This window comes from Marinobacter sp. SS13-12 (assembly GCF_030227115.1).
GTDB lineage: Bacteria > Pseudomonadota > Gammaproteobacteria > Pseudomonadales > Oleiphilaceae > Marinobacter.
On sequence record NZ_JASSUA010000001.1, the window covers coordinates 325,677 to 345,821 of the forward strand.

The 20,145-nt window shown below is 55.3% G+C and carries 17 protein-coding genes; 10 read left to right on the plus strand and 7 right to left on the minus strand.

From position 1 onward, the window contains the following. Positions 1–15: 15 nt before the first annotated feature. The gene (locus QPL94_RS21355) at positions 16–249 is read right to left on the minus strand and encodes an EAL domain-containing protein (protein ID WP_350310597.1); all 234 of its coding nucleotides are present in this window, start codon (positions 247–249) and stop codon (positions 16–18) included. A gap of 212 nt (positions 250–461) precedes the next feature. On the opposite strand from QPL94_RS21355, the gene QPL94_RS01515 reads away from it, so the two are divergent. The 3 genes from QPL94_RS01515 to QPL94_RS01525 all read left to right on the plus strand — a co-directional run bounded on the left by QPL94_RS01515 (position 462) and on the right by QPL94_RS01525 (position 6,347). After that, positions 462–2,036, plus strand: a complete 1,575-nt coding sequence (locus tag QPL94_RS01515) for a methyl-accepting chemotaxis protein (RefSeq protein WP_285355050.1) — start codon at positions 462–464, stop codon at positions 2,034–2,036. Between the two features lie 536 nt (positions 2,037–2,572). Then, positions 2,573–4,042 (plus strand): ATPase domain-containing protein, encoded by a 1,470-nt coding sequence (locus QPL94_RS01520; RefSeq protein WP_285355051.1) that lies wholly within the window; start codon positions 2,573–2,575, stop codon positions 4,040–4,042. Next, the gene (locus tag QPL94_RS01525; protein ID WP_285355052.1) at positions 3,990–6,347 is read left to right on the plus strand and encodes a putative bifunctional diguanylate cyclase/phosphodiesterase; all 2,358 of its coding nucleotides are present in this window, start codon (positions 3,990–3,992) and stop codon (positions 6,345–6,347) included. Before QPL94_RS01520 ends, QPL94_RS01525 begins: the two co-directional genes overlap by 53 nt. On the opposite strand, the gene QPL94_RS01530 is transcribed toward QPL94_RS01525, so the two are convergent. Next, positions 6,344–7,069 (minus strand): EAL domain-containing protein, encoded by a 726-nt coding sequence (locus QPL94_RS01530; protein ID WP_285355053.1) that lies wholly within the window; start codon positions 7,067–7,069, stop codon positions 6,344–6,346. The genes QPL94_RS01525 and QPL94_RS01530 overlap by 4 nt on opposite strands. Positions 7,070–7,260: 191 nt before the next feature. Here QPL94_RS01530 and QPL94_RS01535 point away from each other — a divergent pair, with 191 nt between their 5' ends. Continuing rightward, complete coding sequence (locus tag QPL94_RS01535) at positions 7,261–7,665, plus strand: helix-turn-helix domain-containing protein (RefSeq protein ID WP_285355054.1); 405 nt, start codon at positions 7,261–7,263, stop codon at positions 7,663–7,665. 142 nt (positions 7,666–7,807) lie between these two features. On the opposite strand, the gene QPL94_RS01540 is transcribed toward QPL94_RS01535, so the two are convergent. From QPL94_RS01540 to QPL94_RS01550, 3 genes are all read right to left on the minus strand, one after another. Further along, positions 7,808–9,190 carry a sodium-dependent transporter gene (locus tag QPL94_RS01540; protein WP_285355056.1) on the minus strand — a complete coding sequence of 461 codons (1,383 nt, stop codon included), beginning with the start codon at positions 9,188–9,190 and terminating at the stop codon, positions 7,808–7,810. A gap of 154 nt (positions 9,191–9,344) precedes the next feature. Next, the gene (locus QPL94_RS01545; protein ID WP_285355057.1) at positions 9,345–10,922 is read right to left on the minus strand and encodes a methyl-accepting chemotaxis protein; all 1,578 of its coding nucleotides are present in this window, start codon (positions 10,920–10,922) and stop codon (positions 9,345–9,347) included. 151 nt (positions 10,923–11,073) lie between these two features. Next, on the minus strand, positions 11,074–11,946 hold the full coding sequence (locus QPL94_RS01550) for an EamA family transporter (protein ID WP_285355058.1): 873 nt from the start codon (positions 11,944–11,946) through the stop codon (positions 11,074–11,076). A gap of 162 nt (positions 11,947–12,108) precedes the next feature. Between QPL94_RS01550 and QPL94_RS01555 the strand changes: the two genes are divergently transcribed. After that, positions 12,109–13,500 (plus strand): MATE family efflux transporter, encoded by a 1,392-nt coding sequence (locus QPL94_RS01555; RefSeq protein ID WP_285355059.1) that lies wholly within the window; start codon positions 12,109–12,111, stop codon positions 13,498–13,500. A 5-nt stretch (positions 13,501–13,505) separates the two neighbouring features. On the opposite strand, the gene QPL94_RS01560 is transcribed toward QPL94_RS01555, so the two are convergent. Together QPL94_RS01560 and QPL94_RS01565 are read right to left on the minus strand one after the other, a co-directional pair. Then, a complete protein-coding gene (locus QPL94_RS01560) occupies positions 13,506–14,516 on the minus strand; it encodes a GGDEF domain-containing protein (RefSeq protein WP_285355060.1) in 1,011 nt (336 codons plus the stop codon). A gap of 174 nt (positions 14,517–14,690) precedes the next feature. Further along, positions 14,691–15,377, minus strand: a complete 687-nt coding sequence (locus QPL94_RS01565; protein ID WP_285355061.1) for a DUF6901 family protein — start codon at positions 15,375–15,377, stop codon at positions 14,691–14,693. A 200-nt stretch (positions 15,378–15,577) separates the two neighbouring features. Between QPL94_RS01565 and QPL94_RS01570 the strand changes: the two genes are divergently transcribed. The 5 genes from QPL94_RS01570 to QPL94_RS01590 are packed head-to-tail and all read left to right on the plus strand — an operon-like array spanning position 15,578 to position 20,137. Beyond that, positions 15,578–16,441 carry a sensor histidine kinase gene (locus tag QPL94_RS01570; RefSeq protein ID WP_285355062.1) on the plus strand — a complete coding sequence of 288 codons (864 nt, stop codon included), beginning with the start codon at positions 15,578–15,580 and terminating at the stop codon, positions 16,439–16,441. 2 nt (positions 16,442–16,443) lie between these two features. Beyond that, complete coding sequence (nosR, locus tag QPL94_RS01575) at positions 16,444–17,790, plus strand: response regulator c-di-GMP phosphodiesterase, NosR family (RefSeq protein WP_285355063.1); 1,347 nt, start codon at positions 16,444–16,446, stop codon at positions 17,788–17,790. Next, complete coding sequence (locus tag QPL94_RS01580; RefSeq protein WP_285355064.1) at positions 17,787–18,311, plus strand: response regulator; 525 nt, start codon at positions 17,787–17,789, stop codon at positions 18,309–18,311. The genes nosR and QPL94_RS01580 overlap by 4 nt, the downstream gene beginning before the upstream one ends. 7 nt (positions 18,312–18,318) lie before the next feature. Further along, positions 18,319–18,987 (plus strand): GTP-binding protein, encoded by a 669-nt coding sequence (locus QPL94_RS01585; RefSeq protein ID WP_285355065.1) that lies wholly within the window; start codon positions 18,319–18,321, stop codon positions 18,985–18,987. Further along, the gene (locus QPL94_RS01590; protein WP_285355066.1) at positions 18,980–20,137 is read left to right on the plus strand and encodes a sensor histidine kinase; all 1,158 of its coding nucleotides are present in this window, start codon (positions 18,980–18,982) and stop codon (positions 20,135–20,137) included. Before QPL94_RS01585 ends, QPL94_RS01590 begins: the two co-directional genes overlap by 8 nt. Positions 20,138–20,145: the final 8 nt, after the last annotated feature.

Here is a 20,145-nt window from a genome sequence, read left to right on the forward strand (position 1 = left end):
TGGAACGGAAGAGATCTAAAGCCGGGGTTGAGGCATTGGCTTGTCAAAAAGGTAACCCTGCACACATCTGATGCCGAGTGATCTCAGCACAGATAGTTTCGCCTGGGTCTCAACGCCCTCGGCCAGGAGATTAAGGCTCCGATCTTCAGCAAACCTAACCAGCGCCCTGACCACCGATAGCATAGGGGGGCTGCGGTCTATATGACGCACCAGGGACATGTCCAGTTTAATAATGTCAAACTTCAGCATTAATCAGTAATAAACTATTTACATCAATCAGGAGCTAATACTCATATTAAGGGTTTCTCAGCTTGTATGACCGCTGATCTTAAATACATCTATCCCAAAATTAAAATAACCGGAAAAAACAACTAAAGTTATTGGCCTTAAAGCCGTTCTAAAAACCAATATCGGTCAGATACAGAATCCTTTCTATTGCTAATAACGTCAAGGAACCTCAAATGCTACTCCGCAACTTTCTGGGAAACCTAGCCGTCGGTAAAAAACTGACTGCTAGCTTTGCCATCCTTCTTTTCCTTCTTCTTATCATCTCCGCAGTCAGCATCTTTTCCCTCGATGAATACAATCACCGTGCATTAATTGTAGAGCGGGCTAATACAGCGGAAATCGCACTCCTTGAAGCACGCATAGCTGAAAAGAACTTTGAGATCCGGAGGGAATCTCAATACCTCGCGAGTGCGGTCGAACACGCAGAAAAAGCCGATAATACCCTGCGACCGCTTATCGGACTGATCGAAGAAGCCGAGGATGAGCAACTGGTGAACAGGGTGCTTGCCGACATACAGTCTTACAAGGATCTGCTTCAGCGGTATGAAGCCAATATTTCCGCGCAGCCTGATATTGTCTCCGCGGTTCAAGAGCAGATGCTGGCCTCCGCTCGCAGCGCCATTGAGCAGACAGAAGACCTGAAAAAGCGCGAACAGGCGCTCATGGCAGAACGATATGACCTCACGGTTGCAGAGATCATCATCGTTACAGTCACCGCCATCCTCATTGCTTCCGTCATCGCATGGATACTGACAAAATCGATCACCCGGCCAATAAACGAATCGGTGGAGATTGCTAACAAAGTTGCCTCGGGCGATCTTACTGTGGATGTCCGAAGTCAGCGCGGCGATGAGTTCGGACAGTTGCTCGCCGCTTTTGCCACCATGATAACCAATCTCAGAGAGCTGATTCGCGAAATCGACTCCGGAGCGTCAAGCATTGCCTCCTCTTCAGAAGAACTATCCACAGTCACCAACCAGACCAGCAGGGGTGTAGCGGAGCAACAATCCCAGACCGATCAGGTCGCCACCGCCATGAATGAGATGGTCGCAACAGTCAATGATGTCGCCAAAAGTGCCGAAGCCGCTTTCGAGGCAGCCAACAACGCCAGCGAAAAATCCGGCAACGGCGAAAAAGCCGTCAGGGAAACCCTTGAGTTTGTCGCGGATCTGAACGAACAGAGTGCTATTGTGACGAAGCAGCTCAGCAGCCTGCAATCAGAAACCAACAACATTGGCACTGTCCTGGACGTGATCAAATCGGTTGCCGAACAGACCAACCTGCTTGCACTGAACGCAGCCATAGAGGCTGCCCGCGCGGGCGAACAGGGGCGCGGATTTGCCGTGGTAGCAGACGAAGTGCGGTCGTTGGCTCAACGCACCCAGAGCTCTGCGACCGAAATTGAAACTCTGATCAGCAACCTGGTGACCAGTGCAGAAACTTCAGTTACCAGCATGGAGACTGGCAACAAGCTTGCAGAACAGACACTTGAACAAGCAGAATTGGCGGGCACTGCCATTCAGGAAATGGCGGAAAGCGTAGAGGAAATCCGACAGCACAACAGTCAGATTGCAACAGCTGCTGAAGAACAGAGTTCGGTAGCAGAAGAGATCAATCAAAATGTCACACTGATCCGTGATGTGGGTGATCAATCTGCTGCCTCGACCGAACAGGTCTCTGCTGCCAGCGAAGAACTGGCACGGCTTGCCGAAGGCCTCAGTACGCAAGTTGCCCGCTTCAAAGTCTGAGGGCAATCTCGAGTTGGACGGGGTGGCGCCCCCGTCTACTCACACTCTCTGTCTCCTCCCCTCGGTTCGCTTCTGTCTTCATAAACAATACAAATGAATTCACCGTCCAATAGTAGCTGACCTTTTTCTCTAAGAGATAGCATATAAACCTCTCATTACATTTATTATGTTCACTTATGCTTTGTATACATATATAAAAGTAAATTTGTTTAAAATTAGACAAAAAAAACGACAACATATATCCTAGATCCTACCGATAATATTTTTACCCCCTGAATATCGAGTACTTCATCATTTATCATACTTTCCTTTATACAATTCGCTCGACTTTCTTTAAGTTCAATGAAAATTTAAACAACAGAATGTGCCTTTAATAAAAATATTTATTGTGAAATATGCTTTTTATGGAAACTTCCTCACTGAGGAGATCAATTAATTCGTCAATTGCCGCGAAATCAAATTTATTCCGCAACGGTTACTACTAACTGAACCCCTCACCAGGTACATAACTATCTGATCGTACAAGAGCCAGACATATGAACAACCCAAAGAATGAAAGACTCACCAGTGGTATTACTGGCTTCGACCGAGTCCTGAATGGCGGTCTCCTGCAACAGCGTAGTTACATCGTTCGCGGTGGCCCCGGGTCGGGGAAAACCACCCTTGGCCTCCACTTTCTGACTGCTGCTCCAGGCGCCCGGAGCCTCTTCGTCAGCATGGGCGAGGATGAGTCGCAACTGCGGGCCGATGCCCACCGACAGGGTTTCAATCTCGACAAAGTAAGTATTGTTGACTTTTCGACCTCGGGCTCAGGTATGGATGATGCTGAACCCTACAGCATCATGGCGACTGAGGACGTTGAGGATCCTGGCCTGCCCAAACGGATTCGCAAGGCCTTTGAAGCCGTCCGCCCAACGCGGATCTTTATCGACTCCCTCACCTACCTGCAGTATTTTTCCCCGGACGCTTTTCAGTATCGAAAGCAAGTCATCACACTGTTGCGGTTCCTGACCAACCAGGGCGCAACGGTGATTTGTGCCGCTGAAGATGCCAACTCAGGCAAAGACAGTGAAGCATTGGCTTTCCTCGCTGACGGTGTTATCCAACTCGATCACAGAGATGACAAGCGCTCACTGGAAGTCACTAAATTCAGGGGCTCCGGTTTTACATCAGGTCCTCACAGCATCCGCCTGGGATCCGGTGGCATGCGCTGCTTCCCTCGCCTGGAGCCCGGTGATCATGGCATCGCGTTTGACCAGGTCGACATGCCATTCGGCATTCCTGAGCTGGACAGGCAACTGAAGGGAGGGCTTAGTCGCGGTACTGTCACTATTCTTTCCGGCCCTACAGGGGTAGGAAAGACGTCCCTTGGTATCCAGTTCATGAAAAACGCTTGTGAAGAGGGAAAGCGGACAGTGGTTTATACCTTCGAGGAGTTAACCAGCACCCTTAGCTCTAGAGTGGAAGGGATCAATCTGTCGCTTTCGCCGCTTCTCGAAACAGGTTCATTTGCCATTGAGGCGATAGAGCCTTTGTACTATTCCGCTGACGAATTCGCCGCCAAGGTACGCGAAGAAGTCGAGGAACGTGGCACCCGTATCATCATGATTGACAGCCTGGCTGGATATAGACTCTCCATCGGCGGCGACAATGTTACTAGAAGGCTGCACGCTCTGTGTCGCTATCTGGTCAACATGGGTGTTACCGTCATTTTGCTGAACGAAGTTGAGGCCATTACAGGCGGCGAGGTAAAAACGACTGAAATGGGTGTCAGCTACCTGGCAGATACCATCATCCTGCTTCGGTATATGGAGAGGGCCGGTGAAATCCGGAAAACCATAGGCGTACTCAAAAAGCGCACCGGCGACTTCGAGAAAAGCCTGCGAGAGTTTGATATAACCCCGAACGGCATCAGGGTTGGAAGTGAGTTAACGGGGCTTCGAGGCATCCTTCGTGGAGAACCAGAACCCGAAGCCACCACATCAATCGAGAATGCCCGTGCATAAACCGAACCTCTTTGTAAAAGAGCCTGCGTTACAGACCGATCAGCCCGTCGTTGCGGTTATGTTAAGCAAAGCAGCCGATTACCGAGTGCTCTCCCGTTCTGTTGGCCATCCATGTGTAGCGCCTGATCCTTGCACGCTTGATGGAGCCAGCTTCGATCTGTGTATCATTGATTTAGATACACTCCTTGCTTGCGAGACCGAAATTCGAGAGCTCCGATCCAGAGCAGCTCCCGCTCTAAAACCCATTTTACTGGCCGCGTCCGAGTCTCAACTGAAAAGAGCCAACGGTTACCTTGGCGACCTTGCAGAAGATGTTATCCGAACGCCGATTCGCCAGGTTGAGCTCTCTTCAAGAGTCCGCAATCTGCTGCGACTGGGAAGAATCTCTGAACTCCAAAAATTGGAGACAGAAAACACACAGTCGGCATTAAAAGGCGCAAATCGTGCCCTGAGGGCATTCAGTGCCTGCAATGAACGCGTTATCCGCGCTCGTAGTGAAAGAGAAATGCTGTTCGGAATCTGTGATAGCCTCGTCAAAGAGGGAGGCTATGCTCTCGCCTGTGTTGGTGAAGCAAAGGCCTATAATGGCGGGCGGATAAAACCTCTGGCGATATCCGGTGTCGCCAGTGACACTGTTGATGACGTTGAAAACGGCGCTTGCATAAAGTCGTCGGACAAGGATCCCATTGCGCTGGCCCTAAGTACCCGCAGGCGGCATCAGTCCACAATCTCTCGTTTTCCAGGAGATATCGCCTTGCTGGACAATTCGACAGAAGCGCACAATTTGCAGGCTATTATTGCCTTCCCGCTGACTATCCGTGGTAGAGAGCCGGAAGCTTACTTGGCTATATATTCCGTGAACACGGATCGGTTCGATGATGCGGAAACCCGGTTGTTACAGCGCATGGCAGACAACATCGTCCACGGTATGGGTGCCTTGCGAGAAAAGTCCCGCCGGAGGAGGAGCGAAAAGAAAGCCCATGATATGGCTTTTCGCGATGCCCTTACTGGCCTGGCCAACCGATCAGCAGCCCTGGAAGCACTCGATCGGCACCTCAGGCTGACGGGGCCTTTTCCACCGGCGGCAGGGCTCCTGTACCTGGATCTTGATGGCTTCAAACTGATCAATGACGCCCTCGGCCATGATGCCGGTGACGAAGTTCTGATCCAGGTTGCGCAGCGCCTGAGCGCTGCGGTCCGGGAGTCTGACCTGGTCGCCCGGCAAGGGGGTGATGAGTTCATCATTCTCGCACCCTATGAGCCCGAGGACAGTTTATCGACGGTCGATTCACCCGAGTTGATAAACGTGATGTCAGCGATCGCCGAGCGCATACTGGAGGCAATCGCAAAGCCCTTTATGGTGAGGGGAAGGGAATACCATATTGGCGCCAGTATTGGTATCAGTCTGTGCCCGGGCCACTCAAGTGATGCCGCAACCCTTATGACCAGGGCAGACAGTGCCATGTACCAGGCAAAGAACATCGGAGGAAACAGCTTCCGGTTTTTCTCCTGTGAACTGTCCAGAAAACAACAGCATCGGCTTGATATGGAAAACAGGCTCTATACCGCCATTGAGGCGGGTGAGTTCAGGCTGGCATTCCAACCACTGATTGACCTGACCACAACCCGAACAGTCGGCGTAGAGGCGTTGATCCGTTGGCCTCAGGCCGACGGCAGCTACATTTCACCCGGCGAGTTTATACCAATTGCAGAGGAAACAGGCCTTATTATTCGCATTGGTAGCTGGGTGATAAGAGAAGCCTTGACGGCTCTCAAAAGATGGCGATCAGACGGAGACACCCATCTGCAAATGTCGGTGAACCTGGCGATTGGCCAGCTATGGAAGCCAAACCTGGTTTCAGAGATCATCAATATGCTGGATCAGCTCAATGTGCCGCCGACGGCCCTCAAGGTTGAATTGACAGAAGGTTCCCTTATGACCGACGTCCAACGGATGGAGGGGATCGTACAGGAATTCCGTCAGGCAAATATTGAGGTCGCCATTGATGACTTCGGCACCGGTTACTCTTCCCTGGCACGACTACGCTCACTCCCGATCAACACTCTGAAAATCGACCGAAGTTTTCTTCTTGCTACCCCTGATTGCCAGAACGCAGTCAAAATGGTCAATTCCATACGGCAGATGGCCGAAAGCCTGGGTATCGAAGTTCTCGCTGAAGGCATTGAAACAGAAGCACAATGGCGAATGCTTCAGGCCCTCGGATGCCCCTTGGGACAAGGCTTCTATTTTGCCAGACCCATGGCTGAACGCGAGCTTCTGGAGCGGTTGAGGGCAGAGAGCTAGGCTGTGACGGGATTAAAAACGATTGGAGCGATACATTGCCGTCCCTCAAGTATGAAGCTGCGGGCCTTGCTGGCGTCCATCGCAGGGCCATAGAACGAGCCCTGAAGCATTTCACAACCCATTGCTTCCAGCCAAAGGGCCTGTCCGAGCGTTTCCACTCCGTCGACAATGAGCTGTTTGTTGACGGCATTGGCCAAGCTTTGCAGACCTTTTAAAAATCGGCGTGGCAGAATGGAATACGGCAATGCTGCAACTACAGGTGGGGCAGCCTTGATCCCTGCAATGTGCGGGCTGGCAAGAATATCGAAACCGGAATAATCTGCAATAAAACGTTTCACCACCACCTTAAAGCCGCAATCAGCCAATTCCGGAATGACCCGCTGCCAGGCTGTTTCATTCAATACGGAGCTTTCACATATTTCCAGCCATAGCCTAGGTGGATCGATGTTATGCCATTCGATTTCTTTCAGTAAGTCTTGAGGAAATGACTTGTCGAAAACCTCTCCGGCGTCAAGACTGAAAGAGACACGGGTCGTGCCTCGATAAATTGCTGGGAGGCTACAATCAAAAAAATTCAGAATGGCCGGGGCCACGCCGACCACAGACCGGGCAGACCATGCCAGCACCTCAAAACTGGGAGCGGCAAAACTTCCGGGAGACACAAAGGGACGCAACTCGATAACTGGCTCGTGCTTCGTGTATTGGGCGACAGGTTCGTTCACAAGTTGAGCCTTCTCCATGTAGCTTGTGATGTAGCTTGTGCAAAGCAGTAACACAACTATACCTTACGCTGGTAATGCAAGATATTTTATGCCCTTAAAGCTTATTAACGAACTCGATTATGTGATATTTGCAACTTTGTATACCTGACATTTTGCCTGTAATATCATCCTCTTAACCGATGAGATATGTCATGAGTCTAGGTCAGGCATTAAAGCAGTTACGGAAAAAGCAGGGACTGACTCTCGCCGAACTGGCGGATCAAACGCACTCTCACGTAGGGAACCTGTCCCGTATCGAGAGAGGCCTGGCAAGGCCAAGTCTTGATCTGCTGTATCGCCTCGCGGAATCGTTGGGGTTCTCGATAACTGATATCTTTTCTGTTGCTGAAAACCGGCAGTTAAACGCCAGGCAGGTTTCCCTCAACGCGGTCTTCATTTCCCTGCTTGAAGAGGATCAGCAACTGCTACTGGAGTTTGCTGAATTACTACAAAAACGGGCGTCACATTCCCCAGCGTCAATCAACGTTGGGACTGAAGCCCTGCCTGCAGACACTGACAAAAATGAGGACGACGTTAGCGCCAAGGAAACCTTCTGATTATCAAATACAGTCAGGGGGATAGATAATGTGATGAAAATTCGCGAGCTGCTACCGAGTCAGACGAGTAGAACAGAGAAGCCCGGCCATTTATCGGCCGGGCTTCTCTTGACGTCCTGATCTGCCTTCGCAGCCGGGGCTACTAGGCTATCAGGTTATAAACAAACACGATGGCAACCGCCACCGGCGTCACGAAGCGAACCAGGTTATACCAGAGGGTAAAGCTTCCACCTTCCAGTGCCAGGTTGCTCTTCAGTGACTCTTTTGCCACCACCCAGCCAATGAACAGGGCGGTCAGCAGGCCGGACAACGGCAGCATGACGTTCGCGGTAAAGAAGTCGAGCAGGTCGAAAATGGTATTGCCTTCGAAGCGCTCGAACATGCCCAGGGGTGCAAAGCCGGACCATTCATTCAGGGAGAGAATCGAGGCAATACCCAGCAGCCAGCAGGCCAGCCCCACCACAACGGTGCTGCCGACACGGCCGAAGATCAGCTTGTCTTCCAGCCATTCCACCACCGGCTCCAGCAGGGAAATGGCCGACGTCCAGGCCGCAAACAGCAGCAGCACAAAGAACAGGGCACCGAATACGCTACCCAGCGGCATCTGGCCAAAGGCCAGCGGCAGGGTCTGGAATATCAGGCCGGGGCCGGCACCAGCCTCCAGGCCGTTGGCAAACACCACCGGGAAGATCGCCAGGCCGGCCATCAGCGCAACAACCGTGTCCATGATGGAAACGGTGATCGCGGTACGTCCGATCGAGACGTCATCCGCCAGGTAAGAGCCATAGGCCATCATGATGGCCATACCCAGACTCAGGGTGAAGAAGGCATGGCCCAGGGCGACCAGCACACCGTCCACGGTCAGGGCGCTGAAGTCGGGCGTAAACAGGAAGGCAACCGCTTCGCCGAAGTGGCCGGTGGTGGTGGCGTAGCCAACCGCAATCAGTAGCAGCACAAACAGTGCCGGCATCAGAATGGTCACTGCCCGCTCCAGGCCGGACTTGAGGCCACGAGCCACGACAAAAATGACCAGTGCCATAAAGATACTGTGCCAGATCAGCAGCGTAACCGGACTGGCGAGCAGGCCACCAAATAACTCACCGATGGCATCCGCGCTCTGGCCGGTAAAATCGCCCATGGCGGCGTGGCCAACATAGGAGGCGGCCCAGCCACCGATTACCGAATAGAACGACAGAATAATGAACGCGGCCAACACACCCACAATGGCGGAGATTCGCCACGCCGGTGACGCCAGGTTGCGCTCGGCCACCAGGCGGAAACTGGTGATGGGGTTATGCCGGCCATTCCGGCCGATGAACACCTCCGCCATCATGATGGGAATACCCACGATAGCAATACACAGCAGGTAGACGAGCACGAAGGCGCCACCGCCATTCTCGCCGGTCACGTAGGGGAATTTCCAGATATTACCCAGCCCGACGGCCGAACCGGTCGCAGCCAGGATAAAGGCCATCCGGGAAGACCACAGGCCCCGATGGATAGGGTTCGATTTTGAATCAGTCATTGTCTCATCCTGTGCTTAGGCTGATGAATCGATTGTAAGAGGCACACCGAAGACTTGCTTCAGCTATTGGGGCGGGATTTTGCCAGCAGTGGGCACAGGATGCCAGCCGACAGCAGCACCGGCGCGTACCCGCAGTCGGCGCTTGTGCTGTTAACTAGCCGTTTTTGCTGACGAAGCGGGAAACCAGATCCTTCAGGCCTCTGGACATGCCGCTCAGGTGGTCGCTGCTTTCCTTGGCCGATTCCGCTTTCTGAGTGCTATGGTCGGCCAGCTCGGCAATGTTGACGATCTGGTGGTTGATCTCCTCCGAGACCTGGCTCTGCTCCTCGAAAGCGGCTGACATGCTGATAAAGCTGTCCGATATATCCTGGATTGAAGACACAATTTCCTGCAGCGAGGTTTCTGCTTCCCGGACTTTATCCAGGCCCCTGCCGGCATCCTGCTCACCTTCGCGGGTCGCCTGAACAGCTTCTTCCACCTGGGTGCGGAAGTCATCGATAACATGCTGGATGCGCACGGTAGAATCACGGGTACGGCGGGCCAATGACCTGACCTCATCCGCCACCACGGCAAAGCCACGCCCCTGCTCGCCGGCACGGGCGGCCTCGATGGCCGCGTTCAACGCCAGCAGGTTGGTCTGCTCTGCGATGTCGGAGATCAGACTGGCAGCTTCGCCAATGCTCTCGGTGGACTCGCCAAGCTTTTGAATCGCTGAGCCAATACCGTTGACGCGGGTAACCAGTTGCTCGATCGCTGTGAGGGCCTCGCCACTGCGTTTGCTGCCAGTCGCTGCCATGCGGTTGGCATCATCCGCCACCCGGGCATTGTCGTTAACCGCTTGTGTCACTTCCTGAATGGAAACCGTCATCTCATTCACGGCAGAAGCCGTCTGGTCTGTTTCTGCCCGCTGCCTGGCAATCGCTTCAGCCCCTTCATTGATGTAGCGATGACTCACCCTGGCCTGCTCATAAAGCAGCTCTGCCTGGTCGTCGATACGGGCCAGGGCGGTACGAATCCGCGCCTGCTCGCTCATCATCAGCATAACCAGCCGCGAAAACAGCCCGCTTTCATCGCTGTAAGTTCTTGCCACAACTGCATCGCTGAAGGCATCGGGGCGCAGATCGAGGACCCGCTGTAACCGACTGGTAACCGATTTCAGGGTCAACCCGGCAGCCAGCGCATGAGCCACTACAATAACCAGCACTGCCATTCCTGTATTACCCAGGCTGGTTAACGCCACCAGACTCAGAACCAGCGAAAGTGCAAAGGGCCAGCACGACTTCAGCACGGAAACCAGTCGGCCACGGAGATCGACGGCACTGCTGCCCCTGGAAATTTTCAGGTAAAGCTTTTCTGCCCGGGCCACCTGTTCGCGAGTGGGCGCGACCCGCACGGATTCGTAGCCGACCATCTTGCCGTTCTCTAGAATCGGGGTGACGTAAGCGCTGACCCAATAATGGTCTCCGGATCTGGCACGGTTCTTCACCACACCCATCCACGGCTTGCCGGCCTTGAGGTATTCCCACATGCCCTTGTAGACCACCGGTGGCATGTCCGGATGACGAATCACATTGTGGGGCTGTCCCACCAATTCTTCCCTGGCAAAGCCGCTGATCTCCACAAATTCATCATTGCAGTAGGTGATCACCCCTCTGGTATCGGTGGTAGTGATCAACCGGCCGCCCTCGGACATTCTGATTTCACGCTGGGTTACCGGGAGATTATTACGCATAAACGGACCTTCTGACTCGGGGGCTGACTACAGGGGAAAAACGGGAGCGCAATGATAGCCCCTGACGAACATTATTGACGTTCATCAAGGGTTACCCTGCGTGAAGGAGTGTAACGGCGGAAGTCTGGAGAACCTTAGTCCGTGCAGGTACTTATGCCGAAACAGCGAGCCGAGCCCGTGGGTGGAAGCGGGCGTTTACCCAAAGGGAAAACGCAATAACGCTGCCACCAAGGGCGAGGCGCAACAGGTCGGCGTCCCGGTTCCAGATCAGCAAATTGACGATCAGCCCCGCAGGTACCAGGGCATTGTTCATGATGGCCAGTGTGCCGGCATCCACAACGCAAGCGCCGCGGTTCCACAGGAACAGACCCACGCCCGATGCGGCAAGGCCCAGCCAGGCAAGAATGCCCCATTGCAGGGAAGTGGTTGGCAGACGGCTGGCATCACCGAATATCAGGAAAGAAGGGAGGGCGATAATGAGAGCGCCGAAGAAGAAGTAGCCGAAGGTGCGATACGCTGGCACCTCGGTCGGGAACCGCATCATGGTGTGCTTGTAGCCCACCTGGCCCGCTGCAAAGGTGAAATTTGCCACCTGCAGCAACAGGAAACCGGTGATAAAGCCCTGGCTGAGACCATCGTAGCGGATAATGCCCGCGCCAAGGGTGGCAACCGCCGCAGCCACCAGGGCAACCGGCGAAAACCGACGGTAGAGCGCATCGTCAATCAGGGTGACATACAGTGGCGTGAAGATAGTGAACAGCAGAACTTCCGGTACCGTCAGATAGCTGAATGAGCGGTACAGGCATAAATAGGTGATGCCGAACTGCAGCATGCCAGTCACCAGAACACCCAGCTTCAAGCCGCCAGGCACTCCGCGCCAGCGGGTAAAGGGCAGGAACACCAGAGCCCCAAGCAATACCCGGGTCAGCACAGCGAAATCGCTGTCCACTCGCCCGGCCAGAAATTCGCCGATAAGGCTGAATGAAAACGCCCACAGAACTGTGACAAAGACCAGAAGACCCATGCTAGCGATACCTGAAAACCGTGAGTGCGGCACTTTACCCGTTCCCGGGCCGCCTTGTACACAGGCGCAGCGGAAACACCCTATGCCACCCCGGGCAGTGAATAAGGTACCATCCCGCCTTTCTGATTCATTCCGTTTTACCCAGAGCCAGGCAGGCGATCCATGGATGAAGTCCATCAGCCGTTACCCGAAGCCCGTCAGCCGCTGGTCAGCCGCACGCTGACCGAGTGGCGCACGCTGGCGATTCTTGGCGGCCCGATCCTGATTGCCCAGGTCGCCCAGATGGCCAATGGCGTTATCGATACCGTGATGGCCGGCCATGCCAGCGCCGAGGATCTGGCCGCCGTAGGCATCGGCAGCAGCCTGTGGATGCCCGTTTTCCTGTTCTTCATGGGGCTGCTGGGTGCTCTGCAACCGATTATCTCCGGCTACAACGGCGCCCGCACCACTGAAAAGATCATGCCCGCTACCTGGCAGGGGTTGTATATAGCCGCTGCTGGCTCGGTGATCATGATCCTGCTGCTGACCAACGTGCACCCGGTGCTCAGCGCCCTGAACCTGGAAGCCAACACCGCCCGTATCAGCCAGGGCTACCTGGATGCTTTTGCCTGGGGCATTCCTGCCATGCTGCTGATGATGGCACTGCGGGGGCTGACGGACGGGCTGGGGCATACCCGGGTGATTATGGCATTCTCGGTGCTCGGCACCCTGATCAACCTGCCCCTCAACTACATATTCATCTACGGCAAGCTCGGGCTCCCCGCCATGGGCGGTATCGGCTGCGGCTGGGCCACCTCGATCTCCAACGGCATTGCGGCCATTGCACTGCTGGTCTACCTGAACAGGAGCGCTGTCTACCGCCGGTTTCACCTGCTTGCCGACTGGGCAAAACCGGACGCCGACGGCATCCGCTACATCCTGCGCCTGGGCATTCCCATTGGTTTTACCATTTTTGTGGAAGCCAGCATGTTTTCGGTAATTGCTCTGTTTCTGGCGCCCCTGGGGCCAGTGATTGTAGCGGGACATCAGATTGCCCTGAACGTGGTCTCACTGTTGTTCATGCTGCCATTGAGCATCGGTATGGCGCTGACCTTGCGGGTGAGTTTTCTGATGGGGGCCAGGGCGCCGGACACCGCCCGGCTCATTGCCCGCAGCTCGCTGATTCTTGCGTCGGCGGTGGCGCTGGTGTTTGCCGTTATGCTGTTTGTCTTTGCCGACGCCATTGCGGCGCTGTACACCAGTGATGCGGACGTCCGCGCCGTCACCGTCACCCTGCTGGTATACGCCGCCTTCTTCCAGATCGCCGATGTCATCCAGGTTACCTGCATCAGTGCCCTGCGGGGCTACAAGGACACCAGCATTCCCATGTTCATCATGCTGTTTTCATTCTGGATCGTTGGTTTGCCCCTGGGCTGGGTGTTGACGTTTACCGACTGGCTGTTGCCGGCTATGGGCGCTGCCGGTTTCTGGGTGGGACTGACAAGTGGTCTGGCATCCGCCAGTATCTTGCTCGGGTTGCGGTTGTTCCTGTTCGCACCAGAACCGGAAACATAAAACCGTCAGGCTGTCTCTGGTGCCGGCTCCTGAGCAGCCATGTCGTCCGCATAAACAATCTGGTCGCGGCCGCTGGCCTTGGCTTTATAAAGTGCCTCATCGGCCCGCGCCAGCCAGTTGTCAGGCGTTTCGCCGTCTTTTAGCAGGGCAACCCCGAACGAGGCGGTCACCTTTCCGCCTGGATGCTTCAGAAACTTGTGCATGATGTGTTGCAGGTTATGCATCACCGCCCTCAGCCCGGTTTCATCCACACCACTCATCAGCAACACGAATTCCTCACCACCGAACCGGAACATCTGATCGGATTTGCGAATATTCTGCTCAATCAGAGCCACCATTTCCGTCAGTACGTCATCCCCCACACTGTGGCCGTGGGCGTCGTTGATCTTTTTGAAGTGATCAATATCCAGTAACACCAGGGCATAGGAAATCCCCGTTCTGGCGGCACTGGCGGCCGCCATTGCCAATTCTTCGTCCATGGAACGGCGATTCTTGACCCCGGTCAGCGGATCAATGGTGGCCAGATGCTCCAAACGCTCACGCTGGTTTTCGTTGCGGTGGGCGAAGACATAGGCGCAGCAACTGACCACTACGGCTGTGGCGGAAAATGACCACATCTGGATGGTGGAACTGAAAGCAACGCCATGTACCATCAAGGTGATCACAGCAGCCAGATTAATGACTATGGCGTAGCGGGACTCGGTGAGGAAGAAGCTGGTCACCAGGCAGGGGTATAACCAGAACAGGCCAGGCTCCCCAACGACAGCGCCAACCGTAACGGCACCAGCGCAGGCTATAATGGCCATTGCCAGGCCGGTACGAGCGGTATCGCCGGTTATCCACGCATAGATCATGCCCGCCATGATGGCGAGCATAATCGTCGTATCAACGATGCCTGCCAGCATGTTGCCCTGAGCAAATCGCATCACTGCAAACGGACTGATACCCAGAAGCGCACTGATTCCGAGCAGGGTAATAATGGACAGCCGAAAATCAGTTTTCAGGCGATATAACATAGTCTCTACCGGAACCGGGAACGCCCCGAGTACTTTTTCCGACTTTATCGTCGCTCAGGGCACATTCCGACCTTAGTCTTATTAGCAAACTATCATAGCGCAAGATCCGATTGTTGAAGATGCACTCAACAAGATTTAACAAAACCTCAACGTTTCTCGCCAGTTTCCGGGAGTTCACTCCAGAAATTCCCGGAAACTGTCATCCAGGTCTCCCTCGTACTCCTCCAGCGCATAGCGGACATCCGCAGCCAGCAGGTCGAGCAACACAAAACTGTTCACCCCTGCATCCTCGTCCTGGCTGGCCCTCAGGCGGCTGCTCATACCATGGTTGAGTAGACGTAAATCACTGTACACCTGGCTGAGCGAGGTCATCTGCCAGTCGCCTTCCAGGCCCTGGCGCTGTCTGAGATATTGCCCCAGAAGATAGGTGCCGAAGGTCCTGAACAGGGTTTCGTCCGGTGAACTCAGGGGCAGGTGGAATCGCGCCATTGGCCGCAGGATGCGCGTGACCGGGCAACCGGAAAAAGGGCCCACCAATCCCATAAGCGAGCCCATGGCCCGTTGCAGGGTGGTATCAGCCGTTATGGTTCGTGAGCGGGAGGTCACCGTGACCGTAACCGGTTCATGGGAGGCGCGCATGGCTGTTGCCCTGGCAGGCTCAACCAGCGCCACAGCATAAGGGCAATGGCGGTACTCCTCAGTGGACAGCGGGCAGTGGCTGCACTGGTGAAATCCCAGGCGCGTCCAGTCCGGCAGGTTATCCGTCAGAGCAGGTTGATCACCGTCCGCGGATGTCACATCACACTCCCAAACGGAGTCGTCGCCAAACCGGAACCGGTAGTGAACATCCGCAGCCGCCATACCCAATCTCCTGATCAGCATAACCGGGCAATAAAAACCAATATTCCGGATACCAAACGTAACGTTGAAAGGTGATCAAAACCACTATACTGAAACCACGCTCAAAAGAATAAACCCATATCTCGATTAAAGGTATTGCGCGGCACTTCAAGCTGGCTTTTCCCGGACATCCGCAACACTCCGCCGAACGGGCTATCACTATGTCGGACCTCAACCCCAATCCATCAGAGCAGGATCAGCTGAACGCCAGGCTCGAGCAGGCAAACCGGCAGTTGCTGCAGTCTGAGAAGCTAGCTGCCATTGGCCAACTGGCGGCCGGGGTTGCCCATGAAATCAATAACCCCGTGGGCTATGTCTATTCCAACCTGCAAAGCCTGGGCACCTATCTGGAAGATCTTTTCAGGCTTACCGATGCGGTGGACGCAGGAGCATCACTGGAAGATCTGAGTGCGATCAAAAAGAATATCGATTACAGCTTTCTGAAGGATGATCTCAAGGATCTTCTGGCGGAATCCCGGGAGGGTATCGAGCGGGTCAAAACCATCATTTCGGCAATGAAGGATTTCTCTCATATCGACGATGAGGAATTCAAACTGGCGGACCTGCACCGTGGTATTGAAACCACCCTGAACGTGGTCAACAACGAGCTGAAATACAAAGCCACTGTGGTCAAAGAATTTGGCGAGCTCCCTGAAGTGGAGTGCATCAGCTCCCAGATCAACCAGGTGGTCATGAACCTGCTGGTAAACGCCGCCCACGCTATCGACGATTTTGGCGAGATCATCGTTCGTACCCGCTGCGACGGCAACTGGGCAATCGTTGAAGTGGAGGACAACGGCAAGGGTATTGCCGAAGAGAACCTGCACCGGATTTTCGAGCCTTTTTTCACCACCAAACCGGTTGGCAAAGGCACCGGTCTGGGGTTGTCCCTGTCTTTCAACATCGTCCAGAAACATAATGGCAGCATCGCGGCGGAACACGCCTCCACCGGCAAGGGCACCTGTTTCCGCATATCACTGCCACTGACGCAGCCAGAGGCCACAGCGGACAACGAGTGGGGCTGAACATGGCAGAGTCTCTACCCTCCAATGCCAGCCTGCTACTGGTGGATGACGAGGAAAATATCCTCCGTAGCCTGCAAAGGATACTCCGCAAGGAGCCCTACGACATCCGCGCGGTCGCCTCCGGTGAGGAAGCGCTGGCGCTGCTCAATGAACAGAGATTCGACCTGGTCATCTCGGACGCCCGCATGCCCGGCATGGATGGCCCTACCCTGCTGTCCGAGATCAAGAAGAAGTGGCCCTGGTGTATTCGCATACTGCTGACCGGTTACGCGGATATCAATTCCACCATCAAGGCCATTAACGATGGCCAGATATACCGCTACATCAGCAAGCCCTGGGACGACGAAGAGCTGAAACTGGTGATTCGCCAGGCCCTTGCCTTCCAGTATTCGGAACGTCGCCGGCTGGCACTGGAGAAGCTGACCCGCAAGCAGAACAAGGAGCTGCAGGCGCTCAATGCGGGCCTAGAAGAGAAGGTACAGGCCCGCACCGAAGAGCTGAAGGAAACCGCAGACATGCTGGATGCGGCTTACACCGAACTGAAGCAAAGCTATGTCACCACCACCGAAGTCTTTTCCACGCTGATCAACAAGCGGCTGCCGGCCAACCGCCAGCCCAACGCCAAGGTAATCGGCCTGGTGAAGGCCTATGCCGAATACCACCAGCTGGACGAAGACCTCTCCCGGAACCTGTATATGGCGGCCGCCCTCTACAATCTCGGCAAGCTGAGCTGGCCCGACGAGCTGTTCAAGGCCCCGTCCGATCTGCTCACCAAAGAGCAGCGCCTGGAGTTCCTGAAATACCCGGTCAACAGTGAACAGCTGTTGATGGCCCTGGAGCCGCTGAAAGAAACCGCGCGAATCATCCGCCACCATCAGGAAAAATGGAACGGCTACGGCGTTCCCGAGAGGCTCGAAGGTACCGAGATTCCCCTGGCGTCCCGCATCCTCCGGCTGGCCGTGGATTTCATCGAACTCCAGTACGGCCTGATCCTGGAGCGCCGGGTTTCCCGTGATAACGCCCTGAAACTGATCAAACGCTACCGGGAACGGCTTTACGATCCGGAGATTGCGGACCGTTTCCTGGAAGTGTGCATTGAGGTCGCTCCGGATGTAGAGCATGAAGACCCGGATATCGCGGCGCTCGACACCCTGCGACTGAAGGCAGGCATGGTACTGGCCCGCAACCTTTATGCGGCGTCCGGCATGCTGTTGCTGAACGAGGGCAAGGAACTGACATCCCTACTTATCGACAAACTGGTGGCGTTCGAAAAAGGCGAACCGGACGGTACCCACTACACGGTGTATGTGCACCGTCCGGCCGAGGAAGAAACGGAGACAGCATCATGATCAAAATTCAGCTGGTGGACGATGAACCCAACATCCTCAGTGCCCTCAAGCGCCTGCTGCGCCCCAACGGCTGGGAGATTCATACCTACGACAACGTCGAAGCCGCACTGGGCGGGCTACTGGAGCACAATTATGCCGTCATCATCTCCGACTATCAGATGCCGACTGCCGATGGTGTAACCTATTTGCAGTTTGCCAAACAGCGCCAGCCAAACGCCGTTCGTCTGGTATTGAGCGCCTACGGCGACCGCAATTCCATGATCAAGGCCATCAATCAGGCGGAGGTCTATCGCTACCTGTCCAAGCCCTGGGATGACTACGAGGTAGTCGCTGCCATTAAATCCGCCATTGATATCTACGAGCTGAAGTCCGAAAACCAGCGCCTGCTGGATGAAGTGACCGCCCAGCGCCAGATGATCAAGGCCCGGGAGCAGGAACTGCTGCGCCTGGAAAAGAATAACCCGGGCATTACCCGCGTTCATCGCGATGCTGACGGCTCCGTGCTGATCGGCGACCAATGAGGTTCTGATGGCGGATCATAGTCCTGAAGACAACAGGCTGGCCCTGAAGGTGGTGTTTTACGGCCCTGCCCTGAGTGGCAAAACCACCAACCTGATGCAGCTGCACTCCCTGCTGAACCCCCAGCGCAAGGGCGAACTGATGGTGCTGGAGACCCGCGACGACCGCACCCTGTTCTTCGATATGCTGCCCATCGGCCTGAAAGGCGATTCCGGGCTGGATCTGCGCCTGAAGCTGTATACCGTGCCGGGCCAGGTGCAGCATGACAGCACCCGCAAGGCGGTGCTGTCCCGCGCGGACGCCGTGGTGTTTGTGGCGGACTCCCAGACCAGCCAGCAGGACAATAACGCCACGGCGTTCGGAAATCTGGAGGAAAACCTGGAGAAGGTCGGGCTGGATATCGACACCCTGCCCATGGCAGTCCAGTTCAACAAGCGCGATCTCCCCGGCGTGGTTGGCGACACTGAACTCCAGCAGCGCTGGGCGGAAACGCCCTGGGCACCGCTGCAAATGGCATCCGCCCTTCATGGCAAGGGGGTTCTGGAGACTTTCCGGATACTGCTGGACCGGCTCTACACCGAAGTGGACCGGGAATTCGCCCTGGACACTGACCACGGCATTGACCGCGACACGTTTATCCGGCAACTGAGCGCCGCCAGCGAGGAAATTCGTGCGTAACTTTGAAGACGACCCCACACTCGAAGATCTGCTTACCAGCGATCAACTGCAGCGCCTGAACCGGATGCTCAGCACCCTGTGCCGTAACCCCGTCGAGATTGGCAGCGACAGAAAAGCGGATGCGCTGGCGCTGGAATTCAATCTGGAAACCGTGGGCTGGCTGTCCGGCGGCAGCTCCGAACAGGAGCGTCTTGCTGCCGCGGACCTGGTGTCGTTTCTGATGATGTTCATTGCCAAGTATCGGCTGGCTGCCAACCTGCACCACGACACCACCGAGGCCAGCTACGCCGAACTGCAGAAGCAGAACGAGGCCCTGAAGGCCTCGGAAGCCCGTTACCGTGTGCTGTCCGACCAGCTGCAGGACAAGGTGGATGAGCAGGTAACGGTGATCAAACAGGCGCAGATGGATCTGTACGAGAGCGCGCGACTGCGCTCCGTCGGGCAGCTGGCGGCGGGCGTGGCCCATGAGATCAACAACCCGATCGGTTTCATTTCCAGCAACCTCAAGGTGGCTGATGAATACGTTAACGATTTGCGGGAGCTGGTTCCGGATTCCGATCAGAACCGGGAACTGCTGGATGATTTCGACGACCTGATCCGAGAGTCTTCCGATGGCGCCCGCCGTATCGCCAGCATTGTCTCCGACCTGAAAACCTTCTCCAGCATTGACCAGGCCGACTATACCCTGTGTGACGTCAATGAGTTGCTGGCCAGTGCCGTGCATCTGCTCCAGACCGACTATGGCCAGGATCTGGAGATTCTGGAGAAGCCGGGCGAACTGCCAAAGATCTCGGGACATCCGTCGCGATTGTCGCAAACCTTTTACAACCTGCTCGACAATGCCGCACAGGCGCTCAAAGGTCAGGAACAGGACGCCGGGGCTGAGGGCAGGGCCGGCCGGATCCTCGCGAAAACCAGTGTCGACAGCGACGGTATCCGGGTAGTGATTCAGGATAACGGCTGCGGCATTCCGGAAGCCCTTCGCGAACAGGTCTTCGACGCCTTTTATACCAGCCGACCGGTAGGGTCGGGCACCGGCCTGGGCCTGACCGTTGCCCGGGATACGGTACGCGCTCACCGGGGCACCATTCAGATCGAGAGCAGGGAAGGCACGGGCACCCGTGTCACCCTGTTGCTGCCGGTCAGTTAAGGATTGAT

Coding starts and splice junctions, on each gene's coding strand:
- QPL94_RS21355 (WP_350310597.1), bottom strand. CDS start 249: ATGCTGAAGTTTGACATTATTAAACTGGACATGTCCCTGGTGCGTCAT.
- QPL94_RS01540 (WP_285355056.1), bottom strand. CDS start 9,190: ATGACTGATTCAAAATCGAACCCTATCCATCGGGGCCTGTGGTCTTCC.
- QPL94_RS01570 (WP_285355062.1), top strand. CDS start 15,578: ATGTCGGACCTCAACCCCAATCCATCAGAGCAGGATCAGCTGAACGCC.
- QPL94_RS01550 (WP_285355058.1), bottom strand. CDS start 11,946: ATGGGTCTTCTGGTCTTTGTCACAGTTCTGTGGGCGTTTTCATTCAGC.
- QPL94_RS01555 (WP_285355059.1), top strand. CDS start 12,109: ATGGATGAAGTCCATCAGCCGTTACCCGAAGCCCGTCAGCCGCTGGTC.
- QPL94_RS01580 (WP_285355064.1), top strand. CDS start 17,787: ATGATCAAAATTCAGCTGGTGGACGATGAACCCAACATCCTCAGTGCC.
- QPL94_RS01585 (WP_285355065.1), top strand. CDS start 18,319: ATGGCGGATCATAGTCCTGAAGACAACAGGCTGGCCCTGAAGGTGGTG.
- QPL94_RS01560 (WP_285355060.1), bottom strand. CDS start 14,516: ATGTTATATCGCCTGAAAACTGATTTTCGGCTGTCCATTATTACCCTG.
- QPL94_RS01520 (WP_285355051.1), top strand. CDS start 2,573: ATGAACAACCCAAAGAATGAAAGACTCACCAGTGGTATTACTGGCTTC.
- nosR (WP_285355063.1), top strand. CDS start 16,444: ATGGCAGAGTCTCTACCCTCCAATGCCAGCCTGCTACTGGTGGATGAC.
- QPL94_RS01565 (WP_285355061.1), bottom strand. CDS start 15,377: ATGGCGGCTGCGGATGTTCACTACCGGTTCCGGTTTGGCGACGACTCC.
- QPL94_RS01535 (WP_285355054.1), top strand. CDS start 7,261: ATGAGTCTAGGTCAGGCATTAAAGCAGTTACGGAAAAAGCAGGGACTG.
- QPL94_RS01515 (WP_285355050.1), top strand. CDS start 462: ATGCTACTCCGCAACTTTCTGGGAAACCTAGCCGTCGGTAAAAAACTG.
- QPL94_RS01545 (WP_285355057.1), bottom strand. CDS start 10,922: ATGCGTAATAATCTCCCGGTAACCCAGCGTGAAATCAGAATGTCCGAG.